This window comes from Mycolicibacterium flavescens (assembly GCF_001722335.1).
Taxonomy (GTDB): domain Bacteria; phylum Actinomycetota; class Actinomycetes; order Mycobacteriales; family Mycobacteriaceae; genus Mycobacterium; species Mycobacterium flavescens.
In genome coordinates this window covers 183,605-198,992 of sequence record NZ_MIHA01000007.1, presented here as the reverse complement: position 1 = coordinate 198,992, position 15,388 = coordinate 183,605, and the positions used below count along the sequence as shown (strand labels likewise).

Genomic DNA, 15,388 nt, shown 5'->3' with positions numbered 1-15,388 from the left:
TGCCCTTTACAGGTGGTGCTTGTAGGTGTCGTAGTCGGCGTCGGGCTCACCCGTCGGCCGGAAGTGGTCGATGTTGTCGATGCCCAGCCCCCACTCCTCGCGGGGCTTCCAGACCGCCTCCACCCGCATGCCCATCCGCACGTCGGCCGCGTCGATCTCGGTGACCAGGTGCAGGAACGGGATGTCGGCGCCGTCGAGCAGCACGTAGGCGGCCACGTACGGCGGTTTGATGCGCTGACCGGCGAACGGGATGTTGATCACCGCGAACGTGGTGACCGTGCCCTTGTCCGGCAGCTCGATGAACTCGTCGAGCGCCAGGCCGGTGGCCGGGTCGGCCTCCTTGGGCGGGAAGTACACCTTGCCGGGCTTGCCGTCGCGGCCCTTCTTGGTGCGCGCGCCGAGAAGCTTGCCCTCCTCGAGGGCCCGCAGGAACACGCTCTCGGGCAGGGATGCGGTGTGCTGGATCTCGATCGACGACGGCGTCACCTGCACGGTCACCGGGTCGCGGTCGTCGTCTTGAACATTCGAGCCCTCGGGTTCGGCCTGATCGCCGAGCGTGAAGTACGCGATGTCGGTGATCGCGCCGACGGGCTCGTCGACCCAGTGCGCGGCGACGCGCGCGCCGGTGCTGATGGCCTCCGGGGAACCCGCGTCGACGGCGTGCAGAAGCGGGGTGTCGGCGCCGTCGAGTTTGATCAGCGCCCACGCGAACGGACGGTCCAGCGGCTGGCCCTGCAGCGGCGCCGGCTGCCATGTCCACGACACCACGGTTCCGACGCCGGCCACCGGTACGATCTCGGTCAATCGCTCGTAGGTGACCGGATCGAACTCGGCGGGTGGCACGTGCACCCGGCCGTCGGAGCCACGCACGCCCACGATGCGTCGTGCGCGCAGGGCGGTGAAGAACTGGGACAGGAGTGGTCCGACTGAACGGGTGTAGTCGAATGACAGCTTCAGCGGCGCCGAAAGCGGCGGCTGATGGGGATCGATCTGCACCGGGCTGCTTTGGCTGGTGGTCACGGCATCGAGTAGAACAGGTTCTAACAATGGTTTCAAGACACCGTTATGAGGTCTGCCGATGAAGCTCGGACTGCAGTTGGGTTATTGGGGCGCGCAGCCGCCGGAGAACCACGCCGAACTGGTGGCCGCCGCCGAGGACGCCGGCTTCGACACGGTGTTCACCGCCGAGGCGTGGGGTTCGGACGCTTACACGCCGCTGGCCTGGTGGGGGCGCGAGACCAAACGGATGCGGCTGGGCACGTCGGTGATCCAGTTGTCCGCGCGCACGCCCACCGCCTGCGCGATGGCGGCGCTGACGCTCGACCACCTTTCCGGCGGGCGGCACATCCTCGGGTTGGGTGTGTCGGGTCCCCAGGTCGTGGAGGGTTGGTACGGCGCGAAGTTCCCCAAACCGCTGGCCCGCACCCGCGAGTACATCGACATCCTGCGCCAGGTGTGGGCCCGCGAGGCCCCCGTGCGCAGCGACGGCCCGCACTACCCGCTGCCGCTGACCGGCGAGGGCACCACGGGGCTCGGCAAGAACCTCAAGCCGATCACCCATCCGCTGCGCGCCGACATCCCCGTGATGCTCGGCGCGGAAGGCCCGAAGAACGTCGCGCTGGCCGCCGAGATCTGCGACGGGTGGCTGCCGATCTTCTACTCGCCGCGCATCGCCGGCATGTACAACGAGTGGCTCGACGAGGGTTTCGCCCGCCCGGGTGCGCGCCGCAGCCGCGAGGACTTCGAGATCTGCGCGACGGCGCAGGTGGTCGTCACCGACGACCGCGCCGAGATCATGGAGCTGATGAAGCCGCACCTGGCGCTGTACATGGGCGGGATGGGCGCCGAGGACACCAACTTCCACGCCGACGTCTACCGCCGGATGGGATACGCCGAGGTCGTGGACGACGTGACCAAGCTGTTCCGCTCCGATCGCAAGGACGAAGCCGCCAGGATCATCCCCGACGAGCTGGTCGACGACTCCGCGATCGTCGGCGACCTGGCCTACGTGCAGGAGCAGATCAAGGCCTGGGAGGCCGCCGGCGTCACGATGATGGTCGTCGGCGCGCGCTCGCCCGAGCAGATCCGGGACCTGGCCGCGCTGGTTTAGGCCCTTGTCCGGCGCTCGTGACACAGCTGAGTAGACACTTCCTTGCTAGGTGTCTACCCGGCGTTCTAGATTGGCGCGGTGACTCAGCACACAATCGCCGGCACGGTGCTCACGATGCCGGTGCAGATCCGACAAGCCCATCAACACATGGCGATGTTCTCGGTGGACGCCGACGCCGCCCAACAGATGATCGACTACAGCGGGCTGCAGGTCTGCCGCTATCTGCCCGGGCGCGCGATCGTGGTGCTGATGCTGATGCGCTACGAGGACGGCGACCTCGGAAAGTACTGGGAGTATGGCACCAACGTGATGGTGAACCGGCCCGGCTCTGAGGCGTCAGGACCGCGGGCGCTGCAGTCGGCGGGCGCGTTCATCCACCATCTACCTGTCGACCAGGCGTTCACGTTGGAGGCCGGCACCAAGATCTGGGGCTACCCGAAGGTGATGGCGGACTTCACGGTTCGCGACGGCCACACCTACTCGTTCGATGTCACGATCGACGGCCAGTTCGCGGTCGGCATGGACTTCAAACCCGGGCTGAAGGTCCCGTCGGCGTTCACCGGAAAACCGCAGGCGCATCCGACGTTCTCCTACCGGGACGGTGTGGTGCGCGAGACGCTGGGCGAGATGACGCTGCGCGACGTGCGCTACCGGCCCGGCGGCGCGCGGGTCCGGCTCGGCGAGCACCCCTACGCGAAGGAACTCGCCGGTCTCGGTTTCCCAAAACGGGCGCTGGTCTCGAGTTCGGCTGGCAACGTGGAGATGTCGTTCGCGGACGCGCAGGAGGTTCGGCCATGACGATGACGGCACCGCAGACCAAACCCGACGTCGACCTGACCGACGGCGCCTTCTACGCAGGCGACTCGCGATCGGCCTACAAGTGGATGCGCGAGCACGAACCGGTCTTCCGCGACCGCAACGGGCTGGCCGCCGCCGCCAGCTACGCCGCGGTCATCGAGGCCGAGCGCAACCCCGAGCTGTTCTCCAACGCCGGCGGCATCCGCCCGGACCAGCCCGGCGTCGAGATGATGATCGAGATGGACGATCCGCAGCACCTGCTGCGCCGCAAGCTCGTCAACTCCGGCTTTACCCGCAAGCGGGTGAAGGATCTCGAGGGATCCATTGAGGCGCTGTGTGATTCGCTGATCGACGCGGTCTGCGAGCGTGGCGAGTGTGACTTCGTCTGGGACCTGGCCGCGCCGCTGCCGATGGCCGTCATCGGCGACATGCTCGGCGTGCGGCCCGAGGAACGCGAGATGTTCCTGCGGTGGTCCGACGACCTGGTCGGCGCGCTGAGCAGCACCGCGGACCCGGAGAAGTTCCAGCTGACCATGGACGCGTTCGCCGCCTACACCGAGTACATGATGGGCATGATCGCCTCCCGCAAGGAACAGCCGACCGACGACCTGGTCAGCGTGCTCGTGCACGCCGAGGTCGAAGGTTCCAAGCTCGAGGACCACCAGATCGTCACCGAGGTGCTGCTGCTGCTGATCGGCGGCGACGAGACCACCCGCCACACGCTGTCCGGCGGCACCCGTCAGCTGCTGCGGCATCCCGACCAGCACCAGCGGTTGCGCAGTGATCTGTCGTTGTTGCCGAACGCGATCGAGGAGATGCTGCGCTGGACCGCCCCGGTGAAGAACATGGCGCGCACCGTCACCACCGACACCGAATTCCACGGAACGGCCCTCAAAGAGGGCGAGAAGATGATCCTGCTGTTCGAGTCGGCCAACTTCGACGAGAAGGTATTCGAGAACCCCGACACGTTCGACATCGAGCGCTATCCGAACAACCACCTGGCGTTCGGGTTCGGCACGCACTTCTGCCTGGGCAACCAGCTCGCGCGGCTGGAGCTGTCGATCATGCAGACCAAACTGCTACAGCGACTCCCGGACCTGCGGCTGGCCTCCGACGAGGACCTGCCGCTGCGGCCCGCGAACTTCGTCTCCGGCCTGGAGAGGATGCCGGTGGTGTTCAGCCCGACAGCGAAGGTACCCGGCTGACGGTACGGGCCCGCGGCCGCAGCACCATGCTCATCGCCAGCGACACCATCCCGATCCCGACGCAGATCCACAGCGCGAGAGCGAAACTCGCCTGTGTGCCGGACCCGACCACCGGTCCGGCCCACGCAAACCCCAGCGACGACCCGATCCCGTAGGCGGCGTTGGCGATTCCCGGTAGCGCGCCGGGTTCGTCGTCGGGGGCCTGCACGACCCCGAGGATGCTCATCGCGGTCATCGCCACACCCATGTACGCCAACCCCAGCAGCGCGACAAAGATCGCCAGCAGGGTCCGGTCGGCGGAGAACACCGCGATCAGGACGCCGACGACCACGCCGCCGACCTGCCCGACGCGCAGCAGGGTCACGTAGCCGATCCGGACGCCGAGGCGGCCCGCGAGCGGCGCAACGGCCAACTGGATGATCGCCGCGGGCGTGATGAACAGCAGCGCGGTGGTGAGTCCGTCGAGCCCGAAACCGGAGTCGGTGTCCTCGGCGATGTAGGGCACGATGAAGCCGAGGACGACGAGGAACGACGCCATGTTGAGGATGGTGACCACGATCAGTGGCCACGCCTCTCGGCCGCGCAGCGCGTCGATGTTGACCAGCGGATGCTCTGTTCGGCGCTCGACGATCACCAGGATGGTGAGCGCCGCGGCCGCGGCCGCGATGATGCCGAGCGCCAGCGGCGAGGCCCACCCCGATCCGCTGCCAGCCGCGAAGAACAGGTTGATGCCGGCGACACCGGTCGCGATCAGGGCGGCGCCCTTCCAGTCCATCCGGCCGGGGGCGTGACGGCGCGGATCGTCGGCGGGCAGGGCCGCCGCGCACATCACGATCCCGAGGAGCCCGACAACACCGATGAGCAGGAAGATCGACCGGTATCCGAATTGGTCGGACAAATAGCCGCCCACCAGCCCGTCGACACCCGCCACCCCGCCCGTCATCGCGGTCACGATTCCGCTGCACAGCCCGAACGTCTTGTCCGGCAACCATTCCCGCATGATCAGAAAGGCCAGGGCGAACGTCACATTGCTGACACCCTGCAGCAGCCTGCCGAACAGCACCACCGGCAGTGAGGTGCTGAGGAGACAGAGGGCGGTGCCGACCGTCAGCACGGTCAAGACGACGAACATCATCTTCTTGCGGCCGAGGAAATCGCTCCACCGCACCAGGACCACGTTGCCGACGGCGCCGGCGAGATAGAAGTACGTGGACATCGCCGCGAACGCACCCTTGCCCAGTTCGGTCTCGATGTCGCGAATGGCCGGCGCCAGCATGGTGGCGTTGAGCTGAAACGACATGACCGCGATCAGCAACGCCGCGACGAGGAACGCGATCTGGCGCGTCGACAGCGTGCGAGCGGTGGGTTTGCCAGCGGGCATGGCGAACCTTAGCAGTAATTGACGCAGGCGTGGTTTATGTCGGCGGAATCGAAGCAAGCGAATTGGCGGAAGTTTGCTGACGACGTTCCACGCCTCGGCATAACGGCGATGACCGACCCGCGTGCCGACGTCGTCTCCGGCAGTACGAGAAGTGGACGTACCCCTTCCCGGTCGAGGACCTCGACCACTGTAAGGCCGTCGACTGGGAGCGGCTGCCACTTCTTGCTGGCCTGCAGAGCCGAACGGCCGGTACAGCGTTACCGCATCGATTTCACGACGCTCGGCTGCCTGGCCTACGTACCGCACCTGCGCCACGGCTACGGGGTCGCCGACCATGCGATCTACCGGCCCGACTATCGGATGACGCTGAACGACAACCAATCCGCCGTCGCGCAACTGATCGACGGGCAGCGCACCATCCGGGACATCAGCGCGGCGGCGCGAACACTGCCGACCGGGCCGCAGGGCAATGGACCCACAGTCGAGAAATACGCCCGCCAGCTGTTCGAGGCGTGGTGGCGGCTGGACTTCGTCGCGATGGCGATCCCGGCGCCGCCGTCGCTCAGCGCATCTTGAAGTTCGGCGCCCGCTTCTCCTTGAACGCGCGCGGCCCCTCCTTGGCGTCCTCGCTGAGGAAGACCGGGATGCCGTTGGCGGTGTCGGGCTTGAACGCCTCCTCCTCGTGCATCCCCTCGGTCTCGCGGATGGTCTTGAGGATCGCCTGCACGGCCAGCGGCCCGTTGTTGTTGATCACCTCGGCGATCTCGAGCGCCTTGTCCAGCGCGGTGCCGTCGGGCACCACGTAGCCGATCAGCCCGTACTCCTTGGCCTCGGCCGCGGTGATGTGCCTGCCGGTCAGCAGCAGGTCACACGCGATGGTGTAGGGGATCTGGCGCACTAGGCGCACCGCCGACCCGCCCATCGGGTACAGGCTCCACTTCGCCTCGGAGATCCCGAATTTCGCGCTCTCGCCGGCGATCCGGATGTCGGTGCCCTGCAGGATCTCGGTGCCGCCCGCGATGGCGGGGCCCTCCACCGCCGCGATCAACGGCTTGGTGAGCCGACGGCCCTTGAGCAGGCCGTCGATGCGCGACGGATCGTAGCTGCCGTCGGAGAACGAGTCGCCCGGCGGCTTGGCGGTGGCGGCCTTGAGGTCCATGCCCGCGCAGAAGTAGCCGCCGGCGCCGGTGAGGATGCAGGTGCGGATCTCCGGATCGTTGTCGACCCGGTCCCACGCCTCGACCATGATCGAGAGCATCTCGGTGGAAAGCGCGTTGCGTGCCTCGGGCCGGTTCAGCGTCAGGATCAGGGTGTGTCCGCGCTGCTCAATGAGGGCGTCGGGGCCCTTCTCGGCGTCACTCAAGGATGTTCACCTTCCAGCTTCGGTGCCACAGACTTGTCTGGAAATGTAACACGTTCTAGTTTAGGTTCCGTGGCCTTGAACATCGCTGATCTTGCCGAGCACGCCATCGACGCCGTGCCTGACCGTGTCGCCCTGATCTGCGGCGACGACCAGCTCACCTACGCCCAGCTGGAGGAGCAGGCCAACCGGCTGGCCCACTACCTCATCGACCAGGGCGTCAAGAAGGACGACAAGGTCGGGCTGTACTGCCGCAACCGCAACGAGATCGTCGTGGCGATGCTGGGGATCGTCAAGGCCGGCGCCATCCTGGTCAACGTCAACTTCCGCTACGTCGAGGGTGAGCTGAAGTACCTGTTCGACAACTCCGACATGGTGGCGCTGGTGCACGAGCGCCGCTATGCCGACCGCGTCGCCAACGTGCTGCCCGAGACCCCGGCGGTGAAGACGGTGCTGGTGGTCGAGGACGGCAGCGACGACGATTTCAAACGCTACGGCGGCGTCGAGTTCTACTCCGCGCTCGAACAGGCCTCGCCGGAACGCGATTTCGGCCCGCGCAGCGAAGACGACATCTACCTGCTGTACACCGGCGGCACCACCGGCTTCCCGAAGGGCGTGATGTGGCGCCACGAGGACATCTACCGGGTGCTGTTCGGCGGCACCGACTTCGCCACCGGCGAGTTCGTCAAGGACGAGTACGACCTGGCCAAGGCCGCCGGGCAGAACCCGCCGATGATCCGCTACCCGATCCCGCCGATGATCCACGGCGCGACGCAGTCGGCGACCTGGATGTCCTTGTTCTCCGGCCAGACCACCGTGCTGGCCCCGGAATTCGACGCCGACGAGGTCTGGCAGACCGTCGAGAAGCACAAGGTGAACCTGCTGTTCTTCACCGGCGACGCGATGGCACGTCCGCTGCTCGACGCGTTGACCAAGCTGCACGAAGCCGGGCACGAACCCGACCTGTCGTCGCTGTTCCTGCTGGCGAGCACGGCCGCGCTGTTCTCGACCAGCATCAAGGAGAAGTTCCTCGAACTGCTGCCCAACCGGGTGATCACCGACTCGATCGGGTCCTCGGAGACCGGCTTCGGCGGGACCAGCATCGTGGCCAAGGGCCAGTCGCACACCGGCGGGCCGCGGGTGACCATCGACCACCGCACCGTCGTGCTCGACGAGAACGGCAACGAGGTCAAACCCGGTTCGGGCGTGCGCGGGCTGATTGCCAAGAAGGGCAACATCCCGGTCGGCTACTACAAAGACGAGAAGAAGACCGCCGAGACGTTCAAGACGTTCAACGGGATTCGCTACGCGATCCCCGGTGACTTCGCCGAGGTCGAGGCCGACGGCACGGTCACGATGCTCGGCCGCGGCTCGCAGTCGATCAACAGCGGCGGCGAGAAGATCTACCCCGAAGAGGTCGAGGCTGCGCTCAAGGGGCATCCGGATGTGTTCGACGCGCTCGTCGTCGGCGTGCCCGACGAGCGCTACGGCCAGTGCGTCGCCGCGGTGGTGCACCGTCGCCCCGGCACCAACCCGACCCTGGCCGACCTGGACACGTTCGTGCGCCGCGAGATCGCCGGGTACAAGGTGCCGCGCAGGGTGTGGTGGGTCGACGAAATCCACCGCACCCCGGCCGGTAAGCCGGACTACCGCTGGGCCAAGGACACCACCGAGGAACGGCCCGCCGACGACGCGCACGCGAACCATGTAGGGAGTGGGTCATGATCCGCACCGAACTGTGTGACCGCTTCGGGATCCAGTACCCGATCTTCGTCTTCACGCCGTCGGAGAAGGTGGCCGCCGCGGTCACCCGTGCGGGCGGCATGGGCGTGCTGGGCTGTGTGCGGTTCAACGACGCCGACGATCTCGAGAACGTCCTGCAGTGGATGGACGAGAACACTCTCGGCTTGCCGTACGGAGTCGATGTGGTGATGCCGGCCAAGGTGCCGCAGGAGGGCACCGCGGTCGACATCAACAAGCTGATCCCGCAGGGCCACCGCGATTTCGTCGACAAGACCCTCGCCGACCTCGGCGTGCCGCCGCTGCCCGAGGAAGGCGACCGCAACGAGGGTGTGCTCGGGTGGCTGCACTCGGTGGCACGCTCGCACGTCGAGGTGGCGCTCAAACACCCGATCAAGCTGATCGCCAACGCGCTCGGATCGCCGCCCAAGGACGTCATCGACCAGGTGCATGCGGCGGGCGTTCCGGTCGCGGCGCTGGCCGGAAGCGCGAAACACGCTCAGCGCCATGTGGACAACGGCGTCGACATCGTCGTCGCGCAGGGCCATGAGGCCGGCGGGCACACCGGTGAGATCGGTTCGATGGTGCTGTGGCCGGAGATCGTCGACGCGCTCGACGGCAAGGCGCCGGTGCTGGCCGCCGGCGGTATCGGCACCGGCCGGCAGGTGGCCGCGGCGCTGGCGCTCGGCGCGTCCGGGGTGTGGATGGGTTCGGCGTTCCTGACCGCGGCCGAATACGACCTCGGCCACCGCAAGCCGGGCGGCACCTCGACGATCCAGGAGGGGCTGCTGCGGGCCACCTCGGCCGACACCGTGCGCCGCCGGATCTACACCGGCAAGCCCGCGCGGCTGCTGAAGACCAAGTGGACCGACGCGTGGGATGCCCCCGACGCGCCCGAACCGCTGCCGATGCCGCTGCAGAACATCCTGGTCAGCGAGGCGCACCAGCGGATGAACGACTCCGACAACCCGGACACGGTCGCGATGCCGGTAGGCCAGATCGTCGGCCGGATGAACGAGATCCGCCCGGTCGCCGACATCATCGCCGAGCTGGTGTCCGGTTTCGAGGAGGCCTCGCGCCGGCTCGACACCATCCGAGGGGACTAGCTTTCGCGCCGGCGGTGTGGGCTCGACGCACGCGGGTCAGAAGCTGATCGTGGTCTCCGCGTCGATTGTGATGGTGGCCGGACCGATGAGGCCCATCTGGACCTCGAGCGCGTCGGCGTTGAGCTGAAGTACGTACACCGCGTCGGGGCCGGGGATCACGACGGTCTTCTGCGCGACCATCTTGGTGACGCCGTCGGAATTCCAGGTGCCGCCGAGCTGGTAGGCGGGATACTCGCCGAGCGCGCTTTCCTCGCCGTCGTTCATCGCGCTCCACCCGGGCAGGTTCTGCAATTCGCCGGGGGCCAGGTCGATGATCGCCTGCGGGTCCACCGGGCCGGTCAGCTTCGACAGCAGGGCGACGATGCTGGGGGTGTAGTCGGCGGCTTCGGGTCCGGTGTAGATGATCGCGCCGTACGCCCACTCCGGGGTGTCGTCGCCGGCGGGCGCCCAGCCGTCGGGGATCGGCAGTTCGATGACCGGTGAACCCGGGTCCCCGCGGTTGACCTGCGTTTCGGAGATGTCGTTGTCGGCGATGTAGCTCGCGATGGTCGGGTTCGGGCCCGCTGGATTCTCGTCGCGGGCAGCCACTTTCGCGGTCGAGGCGACCGTCTCGACACTTGGGGCGGCGGTACCGGTCGTGGTGTCGGAGCCGCAACCCGACAGCGCGACCGCGAGCGCGACGGTCAGTGCGGCCGCAGCCGGGAAGGACTTCATCGGTGACTCCTGTCCGCTCAAGAATCGTTCGGCGAATCGAGTGTAGAAGTCCACAGGTCGTTGATGAGCAGAAATGCCGAGCTTGTCGTATCTGGCAAATGCGGGCGGCCGCCACGGGTGTAGGTGGTGTCGCATCAACCGTCGATGACCGGGTCTTCCGGCGGTACCGACAACTGGTCCCGCAGATAACGCCAGACCACCGCGATCAACGCGGCCACCGGCGACGCGAGCAGTGCGCCGACGACGCCGGCGAGTTGCCCACCGACGACGACCCCCAGCAGGATCACCGCCGGGTGCACGTGCAGGCCTTTACCCTGCACGACCGGCTGAAGCAGATTGCCTTCCAACTGCTGGACCACCACGATGATCGCCAACACGATCAAGGCGTTGACGAATCCGTTGCTGACCAGGGCGATCAGCACTGCCACGGCGCCGGCGACGAAGGCGCCGACGATGGGCACGAACGCCCCGACGAAGATCAGCACCGAAAGCGGCAGCACCAACGGTACGCCGACGATGAGCAGGCCCAACCCGATGAACGCCGCGTCGATGAACCCGATCAACGCCTGGGACCGCACGAACCTGCCGAGGACGTCGTAACCCCGGGACAGCAGTTCGGGCACGTGCACTGCCGACGCGCCGGGCAGATTGTTGCGCGCCCAGGGCAGGAACCGTGGACCGTCCTTGAGGAAGAAGAACAGCAGCACAACGCTCAGTACCGCTGTCACCACGCCGCTGACGACCGTTCCCACGCCGCCGACCACCACTCCGGCGATATCGGACGCCGAACTCTGCACCTGGTTCACGACGGCGTCGACGACGCTGTCCAGTTGGTCGTTGTCGAGGTTCAGCGGCGGGCCCTGCGCCCAGTCCTGCAGTGTCTGCAGGCCGCGAGCGACGCCTTCGGCGACCAGTCCGGCTTGCGCGCCGACCGGGATCGCGATCAACGCGGCCACCCCGAACACCAGGAGCAGGAAACCCGCGGTCACCGTGAGGGCAGCCGCCGCGGCGGGCCAGCGGTGGCCGCGCAGGAACCGGGCCACCGGCCACGTCAGCGTGGTCAGCAGCAACGCGATGATGATCGGCCACGCCGCCATCCACAGCGCGCCGATCAGCCACAGCACCGCCACGGCCGCGGCGGCCACCACCAGAGACCACGCGGAGATCTTGGCGGCGCCGTACAGCGCCGCCCGCGCCCGTACCGGATCCATCACGGGCACGCGGTCAATCGACTAAGGGTCACCTGGACCAGTACCACTGTGGCGCGCCGGACAAACCGTGCGCCGCCGAACCACGCGTTTGACGGGCGGTGAGCGGGTTAAATGACGGCAATGAAGCCCACACGGATCGCCGCCGCCGGCGTCGCGGTGCTGATGCTGTCGGCGTGCGCGGCACCCGCGCAGGAGGACACGCAGGGAACCGCGTCGACCACGCCGGCGCCGACCAGTTCGCCGGCCGCCGGTCCGGCCCCGCTGCCCGACCCCGCCGGCTACGCCGACGTGGTGGAGCGGGTCAGCCCCAGCGTGGTGACGGTGCAGATCCCCAACGGCGTCGGCAGCGGCGTCGTCCTGCGACCCGACGTCGTCGTCACCAACGCGCACGTCGTGGGCGGCGCACGGGAGGTGATGATCGGCTACGCCGACGGTGTCAGCTCGGCCGGGCAGGTGCTGGCCGTAGACGAGGTGACCGATCTGGCCGTCGTGCGCACCGAGCGCGGCGACCTCCCGGTGCCGGAGTACCGGTCCGAACTGCCGCGGCCCGGTGAGGTGGCCATCGCGATCGGCAGCCCGCTGGGCTTCGAGAACACCGCCACCGCCGGCATCATCTCCGGGCTCAACCGCAACATCCCGGGGTCGGCGGTGGAGACCTCCTCGCTGGTGGATCTCATCCAGACCGACGCGTCGATCTCGCCGGGCAATTCCGGTGGCGCACTGCTCGATTCCAACGGCCGCGTGGTGGGGATCAACGAGGCCTACATCCCGCCGGCCGCCGGTGCGGTGTCGCTGGGCTTCGCGATCCCGACGTCGACCGTGCTCGACGTCACCGAGCAGTTGCTCACCGAGGGTCGGGCCACCCACCCGTTCCTCGGCGTCTCGTTGAGCCGTCTGACCCCGGCGATCCGTCAGGCGCTCGGAGTGCGGGTGGAAAGCGGCGTGCTGATCCGCGGTGTCGAACCGGGCGGCCCCGCCGCGGTCGCGGGTGCCCGGCCCGGAGACGTCGTCGTCGAATTCGCCGGCACCAAGGTGCAATCCGTGGAGGACCTGCTGGGCGCCCTGCGCCAGACACCGGCCGGGTCGCGTCAGCCCGTCGAGATCGTGCGTGACGGCCGGCCGCAGACCCTGACCGTGACCATCGGATCGCGGGCGGGTTCCTAGCGCGGGATCGGATACACCGGGTCGGCGCAGTCGGTGCCCTCGGCGACCAGCTGACGTTTGATCACCTTGAACGTCTCGGTGCGGGGCAGCGCCGCGCTCACCCGCACGTACGACGGCCACTGTTTGGGGCCGAGATCGGTTTGCGCGGCCAGGAATTCGCGGAACCGGTCGACGTCGAAGCCGGCCCCGTCGGTCAGCGTCACCGCCGCCATCACCTGATCGCCCACATCGGGCGCCGGGATCCCGTACACCGCGACCTCCACCACGTCGGGGTGTCGCAGCAGCACCCGTTCGATCGGCGCCGACCCGAGGTTCTCACCGTCGACGCGCATCCAGTCGCCGAGCCGGCCCGCGAAGTAGACGTAGCCGTTCTCGTCGCGGTAGGCGAGGTCCCCGCTGTGATACGCCCCGCCGCGCATCCGGTCGGCGTCGGCCTGGGGATCGTTGTAGTAGCCCTCGAAACGTCCGGCGTCCGAGGTGTTCACCAGTTCGCCGGTGACGCCGGGCCCGCACGGTTCGCCGGTGTCGACGTCGAGGATCTCGGTGCCCGGCGGCAGCGGGCCCAGCGCGCCCGGGGAAGTGTCCGGGGTGCGGGCGATCGCGATGCCGCCCTCGGTGGAGCCGAAGCCGTCCATCACCACCGTGCCGAACCGCTGCGCGAACCGTTCGATGTCGGCGGGCGCGCCCTCGTTGCCGTACACCGCGCGCAGCGGGTTGTCGGCGTCGTCGGACCGCTCCGGGGTGGCCAGCACATAGGACAGCGGCTTGCCGACGTAGTTGGCGTATGTCGCGCCGAAACGCCGCACGTCCGGCAGGAACTGCGACGCGGAGAACTTGCGCCGCAACGCCAGTGAGCCCTGCGAGGCCAGCGCCACCGCCCAGCCGACCAGCACCGCGTTGGAGTGGAACAGCGGCATCGACACGTAACACACGTCGGCCGGGCCGAGGCCGAAGCGCTGGGCCATCGTCACCCCGGCCACCGCGACCTTGCCGTGACTGCATTTGACGGCCTTAGGGTCGCCGCTGGTGCCCGAGGTGTAGATCAACATGAACAGGTCCCCCGGATCGGCGTCGTAGCCGACGACCGGTGTGCCCGCGTAGCCGGCCACCTCCTGCGCCCAGTCGTCGGACTCGACGTCGATGTGCGCGATGTCGCCGAGGTGCTGCGCCGACGCCGGATCGGCCAGCACCACTTGGCAATCGGCGTGTGTGATGTCGCGTTGCAGAGCCGCGCCGCGGCGCACCGGGTTGAGCCCGACCGGCACGATGCCGGTCAGTCCCGCTGCCGCCAGCACCGCCGAGAACTCCGGTGTGTTCTGCATCAGCACCCCGATGTGCGGGGGCCGGTCGGGGTCGAGCTGTGCCCGCAGTGCGGCACCGACCGCGGCGGCGTACCGCAGATGGTCGCGCCAACTGGCGAACGACTGCTCGAAGTGGACCCCGCGGTCCTCGACGTCGGTCAGCGGCCGCAGCAGGGCGGCGACGGTCGGCAGGTCACTCACTAGACGGGGGTGTCGGCCAACTCCCGGCCGATGCGCAGCAGTTGCCCGGTGGCGCTGCCGACCGCGAACTCGGTCTGCTTGGCCGCCAGGAAGTACCGGTGCACCGGGTGGTCGATGTCGATGCCGACACCGCCGTGCACGTGGACGGCGGTGTGCGCGACGCGGTGGCCTGCGTCGGCCGCCCAGAACGCCGCGGTGTTGACGTCGACGTCGGCGGGCAGGCCCTCCGAGAGGCGCCACGCGGCCTGGGTCAGCGTCAGCCGCAGCGCCTTGACGTCGATGTAGCCGTCGGCCAGCCGCGACGACACCGCCTGGAAGCTGCCGATCGGCCGGTCGAACTGTTCACGCTCGCGCGCGTAGGCGGCGGTCAGCTCCAGCGCCCGTTCCAGCACCCCGAGCTGAAAAGCGCTGCGGCCCAGCGCGGCCCGGGTGGCCAGCCAGGCGAGCACCTCACCGTCGCCGACGACGCGGCCGGCGTCGAGCTCGACGCCTTGCAGCTCCAGGTGCCCAACGCTGCCGTGCCCGGTCGTGCTCAGCGACTCGACAGCCACCCCGTCATCGGTGGCCGCGACCAGGAAAACCCTGGTGCCGGAATCGGTTTCGGCAGGCACCAGGAACGCGTCGGCGACCGGCCCGTAGGGCACCTGGGTGCGCGATCCGGTGAGCCGGTAACCCGTACCGGACGACTGCGCCTGCACCGGCCCCTGACCCATCTCGCCGTCGAGCGCGATGGTGAGGATCTTGTCGCCCCTGACTGCCGGCACCGCCCACTCCTGCTGCAGTGACTCGGATCCGGACGCGCCCACCGCGCCGGCGCCGAGCAGCACCGACTCCAGATAGGGCACCGCCGAGAGCTGCCTGCCCAGCGCGACCAGGATGGCCACCTGCTCGAGCACACTGAACCCGCCGCCGCCCAACGACTCCGGGGCGGCGGCCGACAGCACGTCGGCCTCGATCAGCTTGCCCCACAACGTCTTGTCGAACCGCTGGTCGAGCTGGTCGAGCTCGCGCTGGCGGTCCGGGGTCACGACGGAGTCGACGATCGTGCGGACCAGCCCGCCGAGATCCTCGGAAGCTTCGGTCGTCTTGAAGTCCAT

At 68.4% G+C, this 15,388-nt stretch carries 14 protein-coding genes; 7 read left to right on the top strand and 7 right to left on the bottom strand.

The window, feature by feature from the left end:
• Positions 1-6 precede the first annotated feature (6 nt).
• Positions 7-1,020, bottom strand: coding sequence for a Zn-ribbon domain-containing OB-fold protein (locus BHQ18_RS12015; RefSeq protein ID WP_069413825.1), 1,014 nt, complete (start codon positions 1,018-1,020; stop codon positions 7-9).
• A 58-nt stretch (positions 1,021-1,078) separates the two neighbouring features.
• Between BHQ18_RS12015 and BHQ18_RS12010 the strand changes: the two genes are divergently transcribed.
• From BHQ18_RS12010 to BHQ18_RS12000, 3 genes are all read left to right on the top strand, one after another.
• Positions 1,079-2,110, top strand: a complete 1,032-nt coding sequence (locus BHQ18_RS12010) for an LLM class F420-dependent oxidoreductase (protein ID WP_069413824.1) — start codon at positions 1,079-1,081, stop codon at positions 2,108-2,110.
• 78 nt (positions 2,111-2,188) lie between these two features.
• Entirely contained in the window at positions 2,189-2,908 is a 720-nt protein-coding gene (locus BHQ18_RS12005) for an acetoacetate decarboxylase family protein (RefSeq protein WP_069413823.1), read from the top strand.
• A gap of 2 nt (positions 2,909-2,910) precedes the next feature.
• On the top strand, positions 2,911-4,113 hold the full coding sequence (locus tag BHQ18_RS12000) for a cytochrome P450 (protein ID WP_069413822.1): 1,203 nt from the start codon (positions 2,911-2,913) through the stop codon (positions 4,111-4,113).
• Here the strand turns inward: BHQ18_RS12000 and BHQ18_RS11995 are convergent.
• Positions 4,085-5,494, bottom strand: coding sequence for an MFS transporter (locus tag BHQ18_RS11995; RefSeq protein ID WP_069413821.1), 1,410 nt, complete (start codon positions 5,492-5,494; stop codon positions 4,085-4,087). The two genes, BHQ18_RS12000 and BHQ18_RS11995, sit on opposite strands and share 29 nt — an antisense overlap.
• A gap of 222 nt (positions 5,495-5,716) precedes the next feature.
• Between BHQ18_RS11995 and BHQ18_RS11990 the strand changes: the two genes are divergently transcribed.
• The gene (locus BHQ18_RS11990; RefSeq protein ID WP_069413820.1) at positions 5,717-6,070 is read left to right on the top strand and encodes a pyrroloquinoline quinone biosynthesis protein PqqD; all 354 of its coding nucleotides are present in this window, start codon (positions 5,717-5,719) and stop codon (positions 6,068-6,070) included.
• Here the strand turns inward: BHQ18_RS11990 and BHQ18_RS11985 are convergent.
• Positions 6,057-6,857 carry a crotonase/enoyl-CoA hydratase family protein gene (locus BHQ18_RS11985; protein WP_069413819.1) on the bottom strand — a complete coding sequence of 267 codons (801 nt, stop codon included), beginning with the start codon at positions 6,855-6,857 and terminating at the stop codon, positions 6,057-6,059. The genes BHQ18_RS11990 and BHQ18_RS11985 overlap by 14 nt on opposite strands.
• Positions 6,858-6,926: 69 nt before the next feature.
• Here BHQ18_RS11985 and BHQ18_RS11980 point away from each other — a divergent pair, with 69 nt between their 5' ends.
• Positions 6,927-8,579 carry a medium/long-chain-fatty-acid--CoA/3-oxocholest-4-en-26-oate--CoA ligase gene (locus BHQ18_RS11980; RefSeq protein WP_069413818.1) on the top strand — a complete coding sequence of 551 codons (1,653 nt, stop codon included), beginning with the start codon at positions 6,927-6,929 and terminating at the stop codon, positions 8,577-8,579.
• Positions 8,579-9,700 carry an NAD(P)H-dependent flavin oxidoreductase gene (locus BHQ18_RS11975; protein WP_069413911.1) on the top strand — a complete coding sequence of 374 codons (1,122 nt, stop codon included), beginning with the start codon at positions 8,579-8,581 and terminating at the stop codon, positions 9,698-9,700. Before BHQ18_RS11980 ends, BHQ18_RS11975 begins: the two co-directional genes overlap by 1 nt.
• A 36-nt stretch (positions 9,701-9,736) precedes the next feature.
• On the opposite strand, the gene lpqN is transcribed toward BHQ18_RS11975, so the two are convergent.
• Positions 9,737-10,414: an envelope biogenesis lipoprotein LpqN gene (gene lpqN / locus BHQ18_RS11970; RefSeq protein WP_069413910.1), complete on the bottom strand. Its 678-nt coding sequence runs from the start codon at positions 10,412-10,414 to the stop codon at positions 9,737-9,739.
• 134 nt (positions 10,415-10,548) lie between these two features.
• Complete coding sequence (locus BHQ18_RS11965) at positions 10,549-11,625, bottom strand: AI-2E family transporter (RefSeq protein ID WP_069413817.1); 1,077 nt, start codon at positions 11,623-11,625, stop codon at positions 10,549-10,551.
• Positions 11,626-11,745: 120 nt separating this feature from the next.
• Between BHQ18_RS11965 and BHQ18_RS11960 the strand changes: the two genes are divergently transcribed.
• On the top strand, positions 11,746-12,789 hold the full coding sequence (locus BHQ18_RS11960; RefSeq protein WP_084294022.1) for a S1C family serine protease: 1,044 nt from the start codon (positions 11,746-11,748) through the stop codon (positions 12,787-12,789).
• Here BHQ18_RS11960 and fadD17 read toward each other — a convergent pair.
• On the bottom strand, positions 12,786-14,291 hold the full coding sequence (gene fadD17 / locus BHQ18_RS11955) for a long-chain-fatty-acid--CoA ligase FadD17 (RefSeq protein WP_069413816.1): 1,506 nt from the start codon (positions 14,289-14,291) through the stop codon (positions 12,786-12,788). The two genes, BHQ18_RS11960 and fadD17, sit on opposite strands and share 4 nt — an antisense overlap.
• A complete protein-coding gene (locus BHQ18_RS11950; RefSeq protein ID WP_069413815.1) occupies positions 14,291-15,388 on the bottom strand; it encodes an acyl-CoA dehydrogenase family protein in 1,098 nt (365 codons plus the stop codon). Before BHQ18_RS11950 ends, fadD17 begins: the two co-directional genes overlap by 1 nt.